Genomic DNA, 17,520 nt, shown 5'->3' on the forward strand with positions numbered 1-17,520 from the left:
GGATTCCGGGCTCGATGCTTCGCATCGCCCCGGAATGACGGCAGACCGCTAGTCTGCAAAATTCGGCGCACGCTTTTCCAGATTCGAGCGGACCGCCTCGGTCTGGTTCGGGCTGCCGATCAGCTTCTGCTGCTCGACGGATTCGGCGAGCAGTGCCGGGCCCGGATCGACCGAAAGATTGTTCAGCATCCGCTTGGCCGCGCGGATCGCATCGGGGCTTTTCCCTGCGATCTCGCGCGCGACCTCCAGCGCCGACGCGCGCGGATCGTCGCAGATGCGCGTGGCGAGGCCGTAGGCCATCGCCTCCTGCGCGGAGAAGATGCGGCCCGTGTAGGTGAGATCGCGCAGGATGTCGTCGCGCACCAGCGAGGCCAGGATCGGCGTGCCCGCCATGTCGGGCACCAGGCCCCATTTGATCTCCATAATCGACATTCGCGCATCCGCGCTGAGAAAGCGCATGTCGGCGCCGAGCGAGAGCTGGAAACCGCCGCCGAAGGCGACGCCGTGCACGGCGGCGATCACGGGCATCGGAAGCTGGCGCCAGCCCCACACCGCCTGTTGCGCGAAGTTGGCCTTGCCATAGGTGCGCACCGTGAGATCGCGATTTTCGCCACCCGGAATTCCGTTGCCGCCCTTCTCCTTCATGGCGGCAAAACGCCCCATGTCCAGCCCGGCGCAGAAGGCGCGGCCTTCGCCCGAGAGCACGACGGCGCGCACGCCCTTTTCCTTCGAAAGCCGGTCGGTTGCGGCGACGAGGGCCTCGAACATGGGCTGATCCAGCGCGTTCATCTTGTCGGCGCGCACCAGGCGCACATCGGCGACGCCTTCCGAGATCGAGATCGAGACGCGATCTTCCATGGATCAATTCTCCCCTGTTCTTGTTCGGTGCCGCTTTACAGGACGACGGCGGCCGGATTTAGTCAATCGACCAATTAACTGACAATCCCTACGGGGGAAACAGCCATGTTCAAGGAAAATCTTCTGGCCGGCCGGCGCATCCTCGTGACCGGCGGCGGCACCGGCCTCGGCAAATCGATGGCGGCGCGATTCCTCCAGCTCGGCGCCGAGGTGCACATTTGCGGCCGGCGCAAGATCGTCTGCGACGAGACCGCGACCGAGCTGATGGATCGCTACGGCGGCCGCGTCAACAGCCACGGCGTCGACATCCGAAACGCGCTTGCGGTCGAGGAGATGATCGAGACCATCTTCCGCGATGGTCCCCTCACCGATCTCATCAACAATGCGGCCGGCAATTTCATCTCGCGCACCGAGGAGCTCTCGCCGCGCGGCTTCGATGCGGTCGCCAACATCGTCATGCACGGCACGTTCTACGTGACGCATGCGGTCGGCAAGCGCTGGATCGCCTTGAAGCAGCCCGGCAACGTCGTCTCGATCACCACGACCTGGGTGCGCAACGGCTCGCCTTACGTGGTGCCGTCGGCAATGAGCAAGTCGGCGATCCACGCCATGACGATGTCGCTTGCCACCGAATGGGGACGACACGGCATCCGCCTCAACACCATCGCCCCGGGCGAGATCCCGACCGAGGGGATGAGCAAGCGCATCAAGCCGGGCGACGAGGCCGGCGCGCGCACCAAGGCGATGAACCCGATGGGCCGCGTCGGCACCATGGAGGAACTGCAGAACGTTGCCGTGTTCCTGATCTCCGGCGGCTGCGACTGGATCAACGGCGAGACCATCGCCATGGACGGCGCCCAGGCGCTCGCGATGGGCGGCAACTTCTACCAGCTCCGTGACTGGAGCGACGACGACTGGAAAACGGCGCGCGAGAGCATCATGGCGCAGAACGAGAAGGACCGCGCGAAGCGGGGGTGATGTTCTCTCGTTCCCCGGACGCGGCGCAGCGCGCCGCCTTCGGCGTGGTGCGCTGCAGAGCCGGGGCCCATGTCGCAGCATGCTGGGTCCCGGCTCAGCAGCGCATCACTTCGTGCTGCGCAGCGTCCGGGACACGAGACGGCGGCATTCTCCTGCCATCTTGTCTTCATCCGCCGATGACGCCACACTCCCCCGCATAAAAACAAGAGCTACGGGAGAAACATGTCCACACAGCCATTGGCGAACCTCGCCGACATGGTGCGCGAGCGTGCGAAGAGCCGCGGCAGCGCCATCGCCTACGAGTTCGAAGGCCGCACCACCAGCTTTGCCGCGTTCGACATCAAGACCAACAAGGTCGCGAACGCGCTCCTCGCAATGGGCGTGACGAAGGGCGACCGCATCGCCTATCTCGGCAAGAACAGCGACATCTATTTCGAGCTCCTGATGGGTGCGATGAAGGCCGGCGTCGTGATGGCGCCGGTGAACTGGCGGCTCGCCGGCCCTGAGGTCGCCTTCATCGTTTCGGATTGCAAGGCGCCGGTTTTGTTCGTCGGGCCCGAATTCATCACACAGGTGCGCCAGATCAGGGACCAGATACCGGGCGTGCGCACCATCATCACCGCCGAGGGCGGCGTGCCGGAATGGCCAGATTTCACGGCGTGGCGCGATGCGCAGCGCGGCGACGATCCCAAGGTGCCGATCGACACCCGCGACATCGCGATCCAGCTCTACACCTCGGGCACCACGGGCAAGCCGAAGGGCGCAATGCTGAGCCACGCGAACTTCCTCAACCTGGTGCAGACCGGCAACGCCGAGGACAAGCCGGAATGGAACCGGTGGTCGACCGACGACGTCTCGCTGGTGGCGATGCCGATCTTCCACATCGGCGGCTCCGGATGGGGCGTGATGGGTCTCTATCACGGCGCCCGCGGCGTGATCGCGCGCGAGTTCGATCCGACCAAGGTTTTGGATTTCTTCGAGCAGTCGGGCATCACAAAGCTGTTCATGGTACCGGCGGCGATGCAATTCGTGGTGCGACAGCCCCGCGCCAGGACGGTCGACTTCTCGCGACTGAAATACATGCTGTACGGCGCCTCGCCGATTCCCGCAGCACTGCTGAAGGAATGCATCGAGGTCTTCAAATGCGGCTTCGTCCAGATGTATGGCATGACCGAGACGACAGGCACCATCGTCGCGCTGCCGCCGGAGGACCATATCGAGGGGCTGGAGCGGATGCGCTCGGCCGGCAAGGCGCTGCCGGGGGTCGAAATCGCAATTCTCGACGCCGACGGCAAGCCGCTGCCGCCGCGCCACGTCGGCGAGATCGCAACGCGCTCGGGCTCCAACATGGCGGGCTATTGGAATCTGCCGGAAGCCACCGCCGCGACGCTGCGCGGCGACGGCTGGCTGCGCACGGGCGATGCCGGCTACATGGACGAGGACGGTTATCTCTACATCCACGACCGCATCAAGGACATGATCATCTCGGGCGGCGAGAACATCTATCCGGCCGAGGTCGAGAGCGCGCTGTGCGACCATCCCGACGTCGCCGAGGCCGCCGTGATCGGCGTGCCCGACGAGAAATGGGGCGAGGCGGTGAAGGCGATCGTGGTGATGAAGCCCGGCAAGGAGGCGACCGCCACCGACATCATCAACTTCACCCGGACGCGCATCGCCGGCTACAAGACGCCGAAGAGCGTGGAGTTCCTGCCGGCGCTGCCGCGGAATCCGTCAGGCAAGATCCTGCGGCGGCAGCTGCGCGAGCCGTATTGGGCGGGGAAGGATCGACGGGTGAATTGATCCGTGATGCCGTAGGGTGGGTTAGCCGCAGGCGTAACCCACCTTTTTGCTGACCACGCGGATGGCGCCGGTGGGTTACGCCCTGCGATCACGCTTCGCGCAATCGCAGCGCTAACCCACCCTACGAGATCCGTGCAAGCCTCAACGCTTCCCCGGCCCCATATAGCCGAACAGGAACCCTGCCACTTTCCGCATCTGGATCTCCTCGCTGCCTTCGGTGATCCGATAACGGCGGTGATGGCGATAGATGTGCTCGAACGGCTTGTGGCGTGAATAGCCCATGCCGCCATGGACCTGCATGGCGCGGTCGGCGGATTCGCAGCAGAGACGGTTTGCCCAATAGTTGCACATCGAGACGCGGTCGGACAGCGTGCGCTCGATCTGCTCCTCATTGAGCTGGTCCATCTCCCAGGCGGTCTTGCGGATCAAGAGGCGCAGCATCTCGGCTTGCGTGGCGAGCTCGACCAGCGGGAATTGAATCGCCTGGTTCTCGGCGAGCGCCTTACCGAACGGCTTTCGCTCGCGTGCATACTTCACGCTCTCGTTGATGCAGTAGACCGCGGCGCCGAGCGAGCTCGCGGCCTGACGGATGCGGTTCTGGTGCACGAAGCATTGCGCCAATGAGAGTCCGCGGCCGACCTCGCCGAACAAGGCATCCTCCGGCACGAAGACGTCGGTGAAGCTGACGCGGGGATGGTCGGTCGGCATGTTGAAGGTCCACATGTACTCCTCGACCTGGACGCCGGGACTTTTGGCCGGCACCAGAAAGCAAGTGATGCCGCGGGCGTCGCCGTCATTGCCACTGGTGCGCGCGAACAGCGCGCAGTGCGTGGCGACATGCATGCCCGTGGTCCACATCTTCTCGCCGTTGATGATCCAGCCCTTGACGTTGTCGCGCGTCGCCGGCACCGCGCGCGTCTCCATGTGGGTTGCGTCCGAGCCGTGATGCGGCTCGGTCAGGCCGAAGGTGATGCGGTACTTGCCCCTGATCGAGCCGTCGATCATCGCCTTCTGGTCGTCGCGGCCGTAGCGGTCGAGCATGGTGACGACGGGAAAGTTGCCGACAATGGAGTGCTCGTTCTGGAGGTCGTTGTGCAGGCCGAGACCCTTTGCGGCGAAGTGCTCGCGGATCACGGCCATCCAGAGGTTGGAGCCGTCCTTGCCGCCATATTGCTTCGGCACCGGAAAGCGCAAATGCCCGGCGGCATCCGCAAGATCCTTGGCCTTGCGCAGCAGCGCCTCCCATTCGTGGCGCGGCAGACCGCCATTCTCGAAATCGGTGCGCGCCCATTCGCGGCGGTGGTCGAAGAAGCGGATGTTGTCGTCGGCTTGTTCGAGCGGCTTGATCTCGCGCTCGATGAAACGGTCGAGCTCTCCGAGATAGGCGACGAGATCGGCAGGCAATGAGAAATCCACAGGTTCTCTCCCGGATTGATTTTATCGTTTTGCGTTAAGGCGCTAGGCGCATTCTTGCTTGGCACGATTAAGGTGAGAAGAGCGCGTGCAAGTCAAGCAAGCCGAGACGTGACGATGGCGCAAGGCGCACCAGCGCAATTCGATGGTGCTCAGGCGCACCCGCACGGTAGTATGGCGCCAATATTCCTTCGAAAGAAAATCCGGGAGCGCGCGATGGAGCTGAAATTCTCAAACGTGGAACGCAAGGGGCCGATCACGATCGTGACGCTGTCGCGCCCCGAGGTCTACAACGCGCTGCACACCGACGCGCATTTCGAATTGCAGAAAGTGTTCGACGATTTCTCCGGAGATCCCGAACAGTGGATCGCGGTCGTCACCGGCGCTGGCGACAAGGCGTTCTGCGCCGGCAATGATTTGAAGTGGCAGGCGGCGGGAGGAAAGCGCGGCTGGGACAAGGGCGGCTTTGCCGGCCTCACCTCACGCTTCGACTGCGACAAGCCGATCATCGCCGCAGTGAACGGCGTCGCCATGGGCGGCGGCTTCGAGATCGCGCTCGCCTGCGACCTCATCATCGCCGCGGAGAACGCAACCTTCGCCCTGCCCGAGCCGCGCGTTGGACTAGCCGCGCTCGCCGGCGGCCTGCACCGCCTGCCGCGCCAGATCGGGCTGAAGCGCGCCATGGGCATGATCCTCACCGCGCGCCATGTCAGCGCCAAGGAAGGTTTCGAACTCGGCTTCGTCAACGAGGTGGTGCCGCAGGGCGAGGCGCTGACGGCTGCGCTGCGCTGGGCGGAGACGATCGCCAAGAATTCGCCGATGTCGATCCAGGCCTCGAAGCAGGCGATCCAGAAGGGGCTCGGCGTGTCGCTGGAGCAGGCCATCGCGGAGCAGCGCGACTACCCGGCGGTGCAGGCGATGGTCGCCTCGCAGGATTACATCGAGGGTCCGAAGGCGTTTTCCGAGAAGCGACCGCCGAAATGGGTGGGGAAGTAGGTCCGGGTGTCATTCCGGCGCGCGCCCACATCAACATCATCGCTGTCATGCCCCGCGAAGGCGGGGCATCCAGTACGCCGCAGCCTATCGATTAACCACAACCGTCTCGGAGTACTGGATCGCCCGCCTTCGCGGGCGATGACACCGAATTTGGAGCAAGACCTCCTTACCCGCCCCGTCCCAACTCCCGCTTGTAGGACGCATAGTTCGGCTGATCGACTGCGAGCTTGTCCATCGTGGTCGCCCAGAGGTGCTCGGCGAGACCGGGCGTTGCCAGATCGACCTCGCCCTTGGCGATGCGCTCGGCGAGCACGCGGTTGAGTTCGGTGACCGAGCCGTCGATGCCGAGCAGCGCGCGCAGGCGCTCCACCTCCTTCGCGTCGCTCCCCGCCTCCCGCGTCAGTTGCCGCGTCACGAGGTCGAGGATGTTGATGGCGACGCGCAGCTTGAAGGCCTGGTGGCCGGAGATCAGCGGCGTGATGTCGTTGCGGAGGAAATCGGCGACTGACTTGGTCAGCTCGATCGGGGTCGGCTCGTCCTGCATGTGTCAGCTCCCGCGCGGCGCCAGGAGGCGCAACAGATCGATCTCGGTCTCGCTGGCGCGGCGGCCGATCATGGCGCGCTCCATGGAATGGTCGGGACCCTCGCGGAAGCGCTGCATCATGCCGCCGCACATGATGCCCCAGCGCAGCGTGCCCATCACTTCCCAGAATTTCACGCGTTCGGGGTCGACCTTGCGGCCGGCGGCCTCGTAACCGGCGAACAGCTCCTCGCGTGAGCCAAAGCCGCCGACGGGCTTGTCGATCTCGCCGAAGCGCCAGGAATTGACGCAGACCCAGCCGAGATCTTCCATGGGATCGCCGAGATGGGCGAGCTCCCAGTCGAGTACCGCGCGGACGCCGTCGGCGCCGATGATGAGATTGCCGTTGCGGAAATCGCCGTGCACCAGCGTGGTCTCGGCCGCGGGGCCGGGATCGTGGTCGCGCAGCCAACGCAGCGCCAGCTCGAACACGGGCTTGGGCCAGTTCAGGCTGCGATAGTCGCGCTCGAACTCGGCGATCTCCCGGGTCGGGCCGCGGGTGCGCAACTCGGGGAGCTTGTCCTGCGGCAGCCGATGGAGACCTGCGAGAATTCCGCCGATCTGCCGCGCCAGAATGGGGCGCGCCGCCGCGTACTCCTCATCGCGAAGAATCTTGCGCGCGATGGTCTCGCCCTCGACCCTTTGCATGATGAAGCCGGTGCCGAGATCGTCTTCCGGCGTGAGCACATGCATCACGCGCGGCGACGGCACGCCGGCTTGATAAGCGAGCTGCATCAGCTGCGCTTCCGCGGCAAGACCGGCCGCGCGCGTTGGCGCGGCGCCATAGCCCTTTGGCGAGCGGCGCAGGATGGCGCCGATCACACCATCGGGATGCACGATGTCGAATCGCCAGGTTTCCTGACTGGCGCCGCCGGACAGCTTTGCCGCAGAGGTCGCGCCGGTCGCCCCTTCGCACCAGCGCTGGACGCTGCGTGAAAGTGCCGCCTCGATCATTTGCCCTTGAACTGCGCGGGCCGCTTCTCGAGGAAGGCGCCGACGCCCTCGCGGAAATCCTCGGTGTCGCCGGCGCGGAGCTGGCACTGGAATTCCAGATTGAGCTGATCCTCGAAGGAGTTTTCCGGGCTGTCCCAATAGAGCTTGCGGATCAGGGACAGCGCCACGGTCGGCCCGCTGGCGAGATCGCGCGCCAGCTTCATCGCCTCCTCCATCAGCACGCCGTCATCGTAGACGCGGTTGACGAGGCCCCATTCCAGCGCCTTCTCGGCCGGCAGCCGCTCGCCCATCAACGACAATTCGATCGAGCGCGCGCGTCCGACGAGCCGCGGCAAGAGCCAGGTCGAGCCGCAATCCGGCACGAGCCCGATGCGACGGAAGGCTTGAAGAAAGTAGGACGAGCGCGCGCACAAAATCATGTCGCCGAGCAGCGCGAAGCTCATGCCGGCGCCGGCAGCGGGGCCGTTGACCGCGGTGACGATCGGGCAGTGCAGATTGCGGATGCGGCGCAGGAAGGGATGAAAGCCGGTCTCCAGCGTCAGGCCGGCCTTGGTCTTCTTCGACTGGTTGTTGCGGCCTTGCAGATTGGCGCCGGTGCAGAACGCCCGCCCCGCGCCGGTCAGCACCACGCAGCGCACCTCGTCCTTCTTCTCCTCGATCGTATCGAGCGCCTCGGCGAGGCCCCCCAGCATGTCCACGGAGACCGCGTTCATCACCTCCTGATGGTCGAGCTTGAGGATCGCGACCGAGCCATCGAAGTCGAGCGTGACGTGTTTGAACTGCATGGTTTCCTCGTCAGTTGCGGCCGCGTCAGTTTCGCAGACCGGAATTTGGTTTTGCCGGGGTGCATATTTGATTTTTGGCGCGGTCTTGTCCATGGTGATCGGCGCATAGCAAGCAATCTTGTGCGCAGCGGCTGATGGGCCGCAGACAAAAAACAGGAAACGCGCCATGAACCTCTTCGACCTCTCCGGCCGCGTCGCCGTGATCACCGGCGGCAATGGCGGCATCGGGCTCGGCATCGCGCAGGCGCTCGCGGGCCAGGGTTGCAACGTCTCGATCTGGGGCCGCAATGCTGACAAGAACAAGGCCGCTGCCGCGAGCATGGCCGGCCTCTCCGGCAAGGTCGACAGCCGCATCTGCGACGTCAGCAACCCGGCTTCTGTCGACGCCGCAATGAAGGCGACGCTGGACACCTTCGGCCGCGTCGACGGCTGCTTCGCCAATGCCGGCATCGGCGGCGGCGGTCGGCGCGCCTTCATCGAGCGCACCGAGGAGGAATGGCGCACGATGTTCGCGACCAATCTCGACGGCGTGTTCCACGCCTTCCAGGCCGCGGCGAAACACATGACGGACCGCGCCAATGCCGGCGATCCCTTTGGCCGCCTCGTCGCAACCTCGAGCCTCGCGTCGATCTTCGGCACCGCGCGCAACGAGCATTATGCTGCGACCAAGGCCGCCATCAATGCGCTGGTGCGCGCGCTCGGCGTGGAGCTGGCGCGTTACGGCGTCACCGCCAATGCGATCCTGCCCGGCTGGATCAAGAGCGACATGACCGCAGGGCTCATGGCCAACGACAAGTTCGTCGCCAACGTGATGCCGCGGATTCCGATGCGGCGGTTCGGCGAGGCGTCCGATTTCGGCGGCATCGCGGTGTACCTGATGAGCAAGGCGTCGTCGTACCACACCGCGGATACGTTCGTGATCGACGGCGGCTATACCGCGTTTTGAGATTTCGTAGGGTGGGCAAAGGCGCTCTTGCGCCGTGCCCACCGTAACCATTTTTCGAATGTCGTGGTGGGCACGCTGCGCTTTGCCCACCCTACGGTTTCTCGTTTTGTCAGCGCAGAGGGGAATGGGCAAATGTTCTCGCACGTCATGATCGGCACCAACGACTTGGACAAAGCCAAGACGTTCTACGACAAGCTGCTCGGCACGCTCGAGGTGCGGCCGGCCAGGGTCGACGGCCATCGCATCTTCTACATCACCAAGACCGGCGTGTTCTCGGTGTCGAAGCCGATCAACGGCGAGCCGGCGACATGCGCGAATGGCGCCACGATCGGCTTTGCCGCCAATTCGCCGGAACAGGTCGATGCGTGGCACGCGGCGGGCGTCGCGGCCGGCGGCAAGCCGATCGAGGATCCGCCGGGCATCCGCGAGGGCTCCGGAGTTAAGCTCTATCTCGCTTATCTGCGCGACCTCGACGGCAACAAGATCTGCGCGATGCATCGGATGCCGAATTGACGTAGACCCACCCACAGCTGTCATTCCCCGCGAAAGCGGGGAATCCAGTACGCCGCGGCCTCTCGATAAACGACCGACGTCTCGGAATACTGGATCGCCCGATCAAGTCGGGCGATGACAGCGGAGAGTGAGGCGCGAGCCTGCCGCCTTCCACACCCCATTCAAACAACATTTCAAACGTCCCTGCGATATTCCATCGCATGGCATGGCCTCGCGCGTGAAAATGCGCGCTCGCGCTTTGGCGGCGCTGCGTCTATTCTCCGGCCCAAACTGAACTCAGCGATCCCGGGAGGACCAATGACAAAACACACCTACATTCCCCGCACCACCAACTACACGCTCAATCCCGGCGACGAGCTCAACGATCTCAGGATGTCGGACCAGGTCCGGCCGCTCTACGATCACGTCAAGAAGTTCATCCGCGACACCGTCGAGCCGATGTCGATCGAGTTCGCCAAGGCCGGCGAAGGCAAGGAGGATCGCTGGAGTTTCACGCCGAAGCAGCTCGAGGTGCTGGAGAAGGCCAAGAACAAGGCCAAGCAGGAAGGCCTCTGGAACTTCTTCCTGCCCGACGACGAGACCGGCCAGGGCCTGAAGAATCTCGACTACGCCTACATCGCGGCGGAGCTCGGCAAGAGCCCGCTGGCATCCGAGACCATGAACTGCTCGGCGCCCGACACCGGCAACATGGAGGTGCTGGAGCGCGTCGGCACCAAGGAGCAGAAGGAGAAGTGGCTGAAGCCGCTGCTCAACGGCGAGATCCGCTCCGCCTATGTCATGACCGAGCCGAACGTCGCCTCCTCCGATGCCAAGAACATCTCGACCACCGCGAAGCTGGTCGGCGACGAATGGGTGATCAACGGCGAGAAGTACTACATCTCGGGTCTCGGCGATCCCCGCTGCAAGATCCTCATCGTGATGGTGAAGACCAACCCGGACGCGGCGCCGAGCAAGCAGCAGTCGCAGATCCTGGTGCCGCGCGACACGCCCGGCGTCGAGGTGCTCGGTCCCATGTACGTGTTCGGCCAGGATCACGCCCCTCGCGGCCACATGCATATGCGCTTCAACAATGTGCGGGTGCCGAAGGAGAACATCCTGCTCGGCGAAGGCCGCGGCTTCGAGATCTCGCAGCTGCGGCTCGGACCGGGGCGCATCCATCACTGCATGCGCACCATCGGCAAGGCCGAGAAGGCGCTCGACCTGATGGTGCAGCGCGGCCTCACCCGCGAGGCCTTCGGCAAGAAGATCGCCCATCTCGGCGGCAACATGCAGATCATCGCGCAGGCGCGCTGCGAGATCGAGGCGATGCGGCTGATGGTGCTGAAGGCCGCCAAGGCGATGGACGTGCTCGGCAACAAGGAGGCCCGCGTCTGGGTCTCCATGGTCAAGGCCATGGTGCCCGAGCGCGCCTGCAGGATCATCGATCAGGCCATCCAGATGCACGGCGCCACCGGCATCTCGCACTGGACCCCGCTCGCCGAAATGTATCAGGACGTGCGGCACCTGCGCTTCGCCGACGGTCCGGACGAGGTGCACTGGATGGTGGTGGGCCGCCACGAGCTGAGCATGGCGTGACTTCCGGTAGGGTGGGCAAAGGCGCGCTCTTCGCGCGCCGTGCCCACCAATGCGGCCTACGAGAGAGGTGGTGGGCACGCTTACGCTTTGCCCACCCTACGAGACCTCTACAAGACTTCGATCGAATTCGGCCTCTCCCGGCAAGCGGGGAGAGGTGAAGCGCCTACGTCGCGGGCACGAGCTTGTCCTGCGTCTTGGTCTCGAAATCGGACGCGTCGTGGCGCTCGTGGAGCTGGCTGGCAGGATCGCCGGAGACGCGGTTGACCATGCGGCCGCGCTTGACGGCCGGACGCTTGGCGATCTGGTCGGTCCAGCGCTGCACGTTCTTGTAGTCCTGCACCGACAAGAATTCGCCGGCGCCATAGACCAGGCCCTTGGCGAGCGCGCCGTACCAGGGCCACACCGCGATGTCGGCAATCGTGTAGTCCTTGCCCGCGAGATATTCGTTGTCGGCAAGGCGCCGGTCGAGCACATCGAGCTGGCGCTTGGTCTCCATCGCGAAACGGTCGATGGCGTATTCGATCTTGGTTGGCGCGTAGGCGTAGAAATGGCCGAAGCCGCCGCCGAGATAGGGCGCGCTGCCCATTTGCCAGAACAGCCAGGACATCGCCTCGGTGCGGGTCTTGATGTCCTTCGGCAGGAAGGCGCCGAACTTCTCGGCGAGGTAGAACAGGATCGAGCCTGATTCGAACACCCGGATCGGCTCCGGGCCGGAGCGATCCATCAACGCCGGGATCTTGGAATTCGGATTGATGTCGACGAAGCCGCTGCCGAACTGGTCACCGTTGCCGATCCTGATCAGCCAGGCGTCGTATTCGGCGCCCTTGTGGCCGAGCGCCAGGAGCTCCTCCAGCATCACGGTGACCTTCACCCCGTTCGGCGTCGCCAGCGAGTAGAGCTGAAGCGGATGCTTGCCGACCGGCAGCTCCTTGTCGTGAGTGGGGCCGGCAATGGGTCGGTTGATGTTGGCGAACTGACCGCCGTTCTCCTTGTTCCAGGTCCAGACTTTAGGCGGCACGTAGGGGGCGTCGGTCATGCGGGGGCTCCGGCAAAAAGATGCGCCTGCATTAATTAGCCCGCAAACGGCCGATGACAAGGGCGCGGAAATGCATTGCCGGACGGGACAACTCTGCGTTTTGTCATGGCAGCCCCTCCCCGCCGTCATTCCGGGGCCGGGTTCTCGCTTGCCGAGCCCCGGAATGACGACGCCACTCAGGACGCCGCGGCCTGCGGCCCGGGGATAGAGCGCGACGTCTACACACAAGATGCCTCGTCGAATCCGGCATGTCATCGATCGGCTCGCGTCACTTTGCTTTGCCAGCGAAAGCAACGAGAATGCGAAGCCTGCCGCCGGGAGAGAGCCATGAAATCGCCGATCTGCGACATGCTGGGGATCGATTTCCCGCTGCTCGCCTTCAGCCATTGCCGCGACGTCGTTGCGGCCGTCAGCCGCGCCGGCGGGTTTGGTGTATTGGGCGCGACGGTGCATACGCCGGATACGCTCGAGCGTGAGCTGAAGTGGATCGACGATCACGTCGACGGCAAGCCCTACGGCATCGACGTGCTGATCCCGGAAAACATCTCGACCGCCGGCGAGAAGGACGTCACCTGGAAGAGCCTGGAAGCGCGCGTGCCGCAAGAGCACCGCAACTACACGCGCGATCTCCTGAAGAAGTACGACATCGAGCTGACCACCACCGAAGTGGCAGACAATCAGCCGCAACCGTTCGACGGCAAGACCGCGCTTCAGCTGCTCGAGGTCTCCTTCGATCATCCGATCCGCCTGATCGCCAACGCGCTGGGCGTGCCGCCGAAGGCGATGATCGAGATGGGCAAGAAGCATGGCGTGCCGGTCGCAGCGCTGGTCGGCGCGAAGGAGCACGCGCTGCGCCAGGTCGCCGCCGGCGTCGACATCCTCGTGGTGCAGGGCACCGAGGCCGGCGGCCATTGCGGCGAGGTCTCGACCATGGTGCTGGTGCCGGAGGTGATCAAGGCGATCAAGCCCATCCGCGACGTGCCGGTGCTGGCGGCCGGCGGCATCATGACGGGACGGCAGATGGCGGCCTGCATGGCGATGGGCGCGGCCGGCGCCTGGACCGGCTCGGTGTGGCTTGCGACCGTGGAGGCCGAGACCACGGAGATCTTTCGCGAGAAGATGATCGCGGCCTCCTCGCGCGATGCGGTGCGCTCGAAGGGCCGCACCGGCAAGCCGGCGCGGCAGCTCCGCTCGGTCTGGACCGATGCCTGGGACCGCGCGCCGGACAGCCCGGGCGCGCTGCCGATGCCGCTGCAAAGCATCATCAGCCGCGACGCCTTCCATTCGATCGACCGGGCCGCCGCAAGCGGCAACGCGAGGGCGCGCGATCTCGTCAGCTATTTCGTCGGCCAGGGCGTCGGCCTGATCGACAGCGTGAAATCGGCGGGTGCCGTGGTACAGGAGTTCAAGCAAGATTTCGCCGAAGCCGTCGAGCACATGAATGCGCTGGTGGCGGACTAGTCACGACCTCGTCATTGCGAGCGCAGCGAAGCAATCCGGACTGCCTCCGCGGAAAGATCCTGGATTGCTTCGCTGCGCTCGCAATGACGAAACAAATGACATCGTGAATTGAAGCATGACAGATAAGAACAAGAATCCCGAAGACCGCATCCCCGTCATCGTCGGCATCGGCGAAATCGTCGATCGCCCCAAGGAGATCACGGAAGGCCTCGAGCCGCTCGACCTGCTCGAACAGGCGCTGCGGCGCGCGGAGGCGGACGCCGGTGCAAAACTGCTCGGCGAGGTGCAATCGCTCGACGTCGTCAATTTCCTGAGCTGGCGCTATCGCGATCCGGAGCAGCTCTTGGCGCAGCGCCTCGGCATCTCGCCGGCGCATTGCTATTACGGTCCGGTCGGCGGCGAGAGCCCGATCCGCTTCATCCACGAGGCGGCCAAGCGTATCGCGCGCGGCGAGTGCAGCGTCGCGGCGATCTGCGGCGCGGAGGCGCAATCGACCGCGACCAAGGCGGAGCGCGCCGGCATCAAGCTGCCGTGGACGCCGTTCGCCCATGACGTCGAGGAGCCCAAGCGCGGCGCGGCCTTCCAGAAGCCCTTGGCAGTGAAGCTCGGCGTGTTTCGGCCTGTGACCGTCTATCCGTTCTATGAAGCGGCCTCCTCGGCGCATTGGGGCCAGACGCCGCACGAGGCGATGGCGGAATCAGGCACGCTGTGGTCGCGCTATTCGGAAGCCGCCGTGCAAAACCCCAATGCCTGGCTGAAGCGGCGTTACGCGCCTGAGGAGATCACGACGCCGACGGCGGACAACCGCCTGATCGCCTGGCCCTACAACAAGCTGATGGTGGCCAACCCCAGCGTCAACATGGGCGGCGCGCTGCTGCTCACCAGTCTTGCCAAGGCGCGGGCGGCCGGGGTCGCCGAGGACAAACTGGTCTACCCGCTCGGCGGTGCTTCGGCGGAAGAGCCGCGCGACTATCTGCTGCGCGACCAGTTTTACGAGAGCCACCCGCAGAACGCCGTGCTCACGAGCGTGATGGACCTCGCGGGCGGCGACGGCAACAGGATCGACGCGATCGAGCTCTACAGCTGCTTCCCCTGCGTGCCCAAGATGGCGCGGCGGACGCTGGGCTTGGGACCCGACGTGCAGCCGACCGTGACCGGCGGCCTCACCTTCTTCGGCGCGCCGCTCAACACCTACATGACGCATGCGGCCTGCGCGATGGTGCGGCGTGTGCGCGACGACGCCAGGCTCGGCCTGCTCTACGGCCAGGGCGGCTTCGTCACCAAGCACCACGCGCTGGTGGTGTCGAAGACGCCGCCGCGCGAGACGCTGGCGCAGGAGACGAGCGTGCAGGACGAGGCCGACCGCAACAAGCGCGCGGTGCCGGAGTTCGTTAACGAGGCTTCGGGCAAGGGCAAGGTCGAGAGCTTTACCGTGCTCTACGGCCGCGGCGGCGACGTCGAGCACGGCGTCGTGATGCTGCGGACAGAGGACGATCGCCGCACGCTGGCGCGGATTCCGCCGAGCGATGGCGCGACGCTGGCGCATCTGCTCGACATGGACCGCACCCCGGTCGGCTCGCTCGGCGAGATCGCTATGGCAGCCGATGGCGTGCCGGAGTGGCGGGCGGCGTGATCTCGTAGGGTGGGCAAAGCGAAGCGTGCCCACGACCTTCGTGTGATCCGGAAAGAATGGTGGGCACGGCGCAAGAGCGCCTTTGCCCACCCTACGAGATCCGCCTGTTTTTCCGACACGGTCGAGACTCAGGCAGCGCGGACCGAGCTCAGGAACCTGCCGACCTCGGTCTTAAGCCGGCTCGAATCGTTCGACAGCATCTGCGCCGCGGACAGCACCTGCGATGAGGCCGTGCCGGTCTCGGTCGCGCCGCGCTGCACGTCGGTGATGTTGGACGAAACCTGCTGGGTTCCCTGCGCCGCCTGCTGCACGTTGCGCGCAATCTCCTGCGTCGCGGCGCCCTGCTCTTCCACCGCAGCGGCGATGGCGGACGAGATCTCCGACAGGCGCTCGATGGTCGAGGAGATCTCCTTGATGGCGCCGACCGAATCATTGGTCGCCGCCTGGATGCCGGAAATCTGCTGGCCGATCTCGCCGGTCGCCTTCGCGGTCTGCTCGGCGAGCGCCTTCACCTCGGAGGCGACGACGGCAAAGCCGCGGCCGGCTTCGCCCGCGCGCGCCGCCTCGATGGTGGCATTCAATGCCAGCAGGTTGGTCTGACCGGCGATGGTGTTGATCAGCTCGACGACGTCGCCGATGCGCGCGGCGGCTTTGGACAATTCGCTGACGCGCTCGGTGGTGGCACGGGCCTGACCGACGGCATCGCCCGCCATCCGCGCCGATTCCTGCACCTGGCGGCTGATCTCGCCGACCGACGAGGCCATCTCCTCCGTGGCTGAGGCCACCGATTGCACGTTTGTCGAGGCTTCCTCCGAAGCGCCGGCCACCGTGGTCGCCAGCCGCTGCGAGCGGTCGGCGGTCGCGGTCAGGGTCGAGGCGGAGGCCTCTAACTGGCTCGAGGCCGACGACACCGTCTGCACGATCTCGCCGATCATCGTTTCGAATTCGCGGGTGATGTTGTCGACGCGGCGGCCGCGCTCGATCTTGGCTTCGGCATCGGCTGCGGCGGCCTCGTCGGCCGCCTTCTTGGCGATCAACGCCTCCTTGAAGATCTGGAGCACGTCGGCCATAGCGCCGATCTCGGTCCTCTCGCCGCGATGCGGGACTTCGGCGGAGAGGTCGCCCCGGCCCAGCGCCTGCATTGGCAGGGTGATCGAGTTGATGCCGCTGGAGACGTCACGGACGAGATAGAAGCCGACGCCGACGCCGCTGACGACGGCAGCGCCGAGAATGATCGAAACCAGCATGAACGCATGATAGTAGCTCTCGGCGGCGTCGCTGGCGGCCTGATTGCCGCCCTTGGTGTTGAGATCAATGTCCTTCTGCAGGACCTCGTCGGACTTCAGGCCGATCTTGTTGACGGTCTTGGTATTGAGCTCATGGGACGCATGCGGAACTTTGCCCGCCTCCATGCGCGACAGTTCCATGACGTCCTGGGCGCCCTTCTGGTACTCAGCCCACAACTTCGACCATTCGCCATAGAGCGCCCGCTCTTCCGGCGAGGTGATCATCGGCTCGTAGTTCTTTCGAGCCTTGGCCAGCATCTCCGTGACGGTCGCCGCAGTCTGCTCTGCCGCCAGCTTGTCATCCAGCGTCTCGGACAGCATGTGCTCGCGGACCACGTTGCGGTAGGTGATGACGGCGGCCCGGATCTCGCCCAGCACCCGCACGCTCGGCATCCAGCTCGTCGTGATGTCGACCGTGTTGGCGTTCATCGACCGCATCTTCATGACGGCGAGCAGGCCCATGCCGGCCATCGCGACCAGCAGGAACGCCACGACACTGATGATCTTGGCGCGGATGGAAATGGTGGCGAGCATAATAGGAGTCTCATTGTGCTGGCGGCGGTGCCGCGCCCGGAAGTTCTACGAATCAACCAAAGGGAGCAGCACCGACATCCGACAGCAGAGCACCCGTGCAGGTGTCAGCGACGACTCCGTGCGAGTTACGGAGCCCGAAACAAGTGAACAGGCGGCTAAGAACGCCCTGCGC

Annotated in this window: 15 protein-coding genes; 8 read left to right on the plus strand and 7 right to left on the minus strand. The window is 65.1% G+C overall.

The features are described 5' to 3' along the window. Positions 1-48: 48 nt before the first annotated feature. Positions 49-858 (minus strand): crotonase/enoyl-CoA hydratase family protein, encoded by an 810-nt coding sequence (locus tag ACNJYA_RS26585; protein WP_439363800.1) that lies wholly within the window; start codon positions 856-858, stop codon positions 49-51. A gap of 105 nt (positions 859-963) precedes the next feature. Here ACNJYA_RS26585 and ACNJYA_RS26590 point away from each other — a divergent pair, with 105 nt between their 5' ends. Then, positions 964-1,836 carry an SDR family oxidoreductase gene (locus tag ACNJYA_RS26590; RefSeq protein ID WP_439363801.1) on the plus strand — a complete coding sequence of 291 codons (873 nt, stop codon included), beginning with the start codon at positions 964-966 and terminating at the stop codon, positions 1,834-1,836. A gap of 222 nt (positions 1,837-2,058) precedes the next feature. Next, a complete protein-coding gene (locus ACNJYA_RS26595) occupies positions 2,059-3,636 on the plus strand; it encodes a fatty acid--CoA ligase (protein ID WP_439400988.1) in 1,578 nt (525 codons plus the stop codon). Between the two features lie 141 nt (positions 3,637-3,777). On the opposite strand, the gene ACNJYA_RS26600 is transcribed toward ACNJYA_RS26595, so the two are convergent. Continuing rightward, positions 3,778-5,052, minus strand: coding sequence for an acyl-CoA dehydrogenase family protein (locus ACNJYA_RS26600; protein WP_439400989.1), 1,275 nt, complete (start codon positions 5,050-5,052; stop codon positions 3,778-3,780). Between the two features lie 213 nt (positions 5,053-5,265). On the opposite strand from ACNJYA_RS26600, the gene ACNJYA_RS26605 reads away from it, so the two are divergent. Beyond that, a complete protein-coding gene (locus ACNJYA_RS26605; protein WP_439400990.1) occupies positions 5,266-6,045 on the plus strand; it encodes an enoyl-CoA hydratase-related protein in 780 nt (259 codons plus the stop codon). 166 nt (positions 6,046-6,211) lie between these two features. Here ACNJYA_RS26605 and ACNJYA_RS26610 read toward each other — a convergent pair whose 3' ends face one another. From ACNJYA_RS26610 to ACNJYA_RS26620, 3 genes are read right to left on the minus strand one after another with little or no spacing between them, the layout of a single operon-like run. Beyond that, a complete protein-coding gene (locus ACNJYA_RS26610) occupies positions 6,212-6,589 on the minus strand; it encodes a DUF6285 domain-containing protein (protein ID WP_439400991.1) in 378 nt (125 codons plus the stop codon). A gap of 3 nt (positions 6,590-6,592) precedes the next feature. Beyond that, a complete protein-coding gene (locus ACNJYA_RS26615) occupies positions 6,593-7,579 on the minus strand; it encodes a phosphotransferase family protein (RefSeq protein ID WP_439400992.1) in 987 nt (328 codons plus the stop codon). Then, on the minus strand, positions 7,576-8,364 hold the full coding sequence (locus tag ACNJYA_RS26620) for an enoyl-CoA hydratase/isomerase (RefSeq protein WP_439400993.1): 789 nt from the start codon (positions 8,362-8,364) through the stop codon (positions 7,576-7,578). Before ACNJYA_RS26620 ends, ACNJYA_RS26615 begins: the two co-directional genes overlap by 4 nt. 166 nt (positions 8,365-8,530) lie before the next feature. Here ACNJYA_RS26620 and ACNJYA_RS26625 point away from each other — a divergent pair, with 166 nt between their 5' ends. The 3 genes from ACNJYA_RS26625 (at position 8,531) to ACNJYA_RS26635 (ending at position 11,398) form a co-directional block, all read left to right on the plus strand. Next, complete coding sequence (locus tag ACNJYA_RS26625; RefSeq protein ID WP_439400994.1) at positions 8,531-9,310, plus strand: SDR family NAD(P)-dependent oxidoreductase; 780 nt, start codon at positions 8,531-8,533, stop codon at positions 9,308-9,310. 132 nt (positions 9,311-9,442) lie between these two features. After that, positions 9,443-9,823 (plus strand): VOC family protein, encoded by a 381-nt coding sequence (locus tag ACNJYA_RS26630; RefSeq protein ID WP_439400995.1) that lies wholly within the window; start codon positions 9,443-9,445, stop codon positions 9,821-9,823. 297 nt (positions 9,824-10,120) lie between these two features. After that, a complete protein-coding gene (locus ACNJYA_RS26635; protein WP_036016245.1) occupies positions 10,121-11,398 on the plus strand; it encodes an acyl-CoA dehydrogenase family protein in 1,278 nt (425 codons plus the stop codon). A 163-nt stretch (positions 11,399-11,561) separates the two neighbouring features. Here the strand turns inward: ACNJYA_RS26635 and yghU are convergent, their stop codons facing one another. Continuing rightward, a complete protein-coding gene (gene yghU / locus ACNJYA_RS26640) occupies positions 11,562-12,434 on the minus strand; it encodes a glutathione-dependent disulfide-bond oxidoreductase (protein ID WP_172784072.1) in 873 nt (290 codons plus the stop codon). Between the two features lie 327 nt (positions 12,435-12,761). Between yghU and ACNJYA_RS26645 the strand changes: the two genes are divergently transcribed. Together ACNJYA_RS26645 and ACNJYA_RS26650 are read left to right on the plus strand one after the other, a co-directional pair. After that, positions 12,762-13,895: a nitronate monooxygenase gene (locus ACNJYA_RS26645; RefSeq protein WP_439400996.1), complete on the plus strand. Its 1,134-nt coding sequence runs from the start codon at positions 12,762-12,764 to the stop codon at positions 13,893-13,895. Positions 13,896-14,010: 115 nt separating this feature from the next. Beyond that, on the plus strand, positions 14,011-15,528 hold the full coding sequence (locus ACNJYA_RS26650) for an acetyl-CoA acetyltransferase (protein ID WP_439400997.1): 1,518 nt from the start codon (positions 14,011-14,013) through the stop codon (positions 15,526-15,528). Positions 15,529-15,656: 128 nt separating this feature from the next. Here ACNJYA_RS26650 and ACNJYA_RS26655 read toward each other — a convergent pair whose 3' ends face one another. Further along, positions 15,657-17,348: a methyl-accepting chemotaxis protein gene (locus tag ACNJYA_RS26655; RefSeq protein WP_439363810.1), complete on the minus strand. Its 1,692-nt coding sequence runs from the start codon at positions 17,346-17,348 to the stop codon at positions 15,657-15,659. Positions 17,349-17,520: the final 172 nt, after the last annotated feature.

It is taken from the genome of Bradyrhizobium sp. BLXBL-01 (genome assembly GCF_051853025.1).
GTDB lineage: Bacteria > Pseudomonadota > Alphaproteobacteria > Rhizobiales > Xanthobacteraceae > Bradyrhizobium.

Excerpts from the sequence above, each read along its gene's own strand:
- ACNJYA_RS26585 (WP_439363800.1), bottom strand. The coding sequence starts at position 858 with ATGGAAGATCGCGTCTCGATCTCGATCTCGGAAGGCGTCGCCGATGTG.
- ACNJYA_RS26590 (WP_439363801.1), top strand. The coding sequence starts at position 964 with ATGTTCAAGGAAAATCTTCTGGCCGGCCGGCGCATCCTCGTGACCGGC.
- ACNJYA_RS26595 (WP_439400988.1), top strand. The coding sequence starts at position 2,059 with ATGTCCACACAGCCATTGGCGAACCTCGCCGACATGGTGCGCGAGCGT.
- ACNJYA_RS26605 (WP_439400990.1), top strand. The coding sequence starts at position 5,266 with ATGGAGCTGAAATTCTCAAACGTGGAACGCAAGGGGCCGATCACGATC.
- ACNJYA_RS26610 (WP_439400991.1), bottom strand. The coding sequence starts at position 6,589 with ATGCAGGACGAGCCGACCCCGATCGAGCTGACCAAGTCAGTCGCCGAT.
- ACNJYA_RS26615 (WP_439400992.1), bottom strand. The coding sequence starts at position 7,579 with ATGATCGAGGCGGCACTTTCACGCAGCGTCCAGCGCTGGTGCGAAGGG.
- ACNJYA_RS26620 (WP_439400993.1), bottom strand. The coding sequence starts at position 8,364 with ATGCAGTTCAAACACGTCACGCTCGACTTCGATGGCTCGGTCGCGATC.
- ACNJYA_RS26625 (WP_439400994.1), top strand. The coding sequence starts at position 8,531 with ATGAACCTCTTCGACCTCTCCGGCCGCGTCGCCGTGATCACCGGCGGC.
- ACNJYA_RS26630 (WP_439400995.1), top strand. The coding sequence starts at position 9,443 with ATGTTCTCGCACGTCATGATCGGCACCAACGACTTGGACAAAGCCAAG.
- ACNJYA_RS26635 (WP_036016245.1), top strand. The coding sequence starts at position 10,121 with ATGACAAAACACACCTACATTCCCCGCACCACCAACTACACGCTCAAT.
- yghU (WP_172784072.1), bottom strand. The coding sequence starts at position 12,434 with ATGACCGACGCCCCCTACGTGCCGCCTAAAGTCTGGACCTGGAACAAG.
- ACNJYA_RS26645 (WP_439400996.1), top strand. The coding sequence starts at position 12,762 with ATGAAATCGCCGATCTGCGACATGCTGGGGATCGATTTCCCGCTGCTC.
- ACNJYA_RS26650 (WP_439400997.1), top strand. The coding sequence starts at position 14,011 with ATGACAGATAAGAACAAGAATCCCGAAGACCGCATCCCCGTCATCGTC.
- ACNJYA_RS26655 (WP_439363810.1), bottom strand. The coding sequence starts at position 17,348 with ATGCTCGCCACCATTTCCATCCGCGCCAAGATCATCAGTGTCGTGGCG.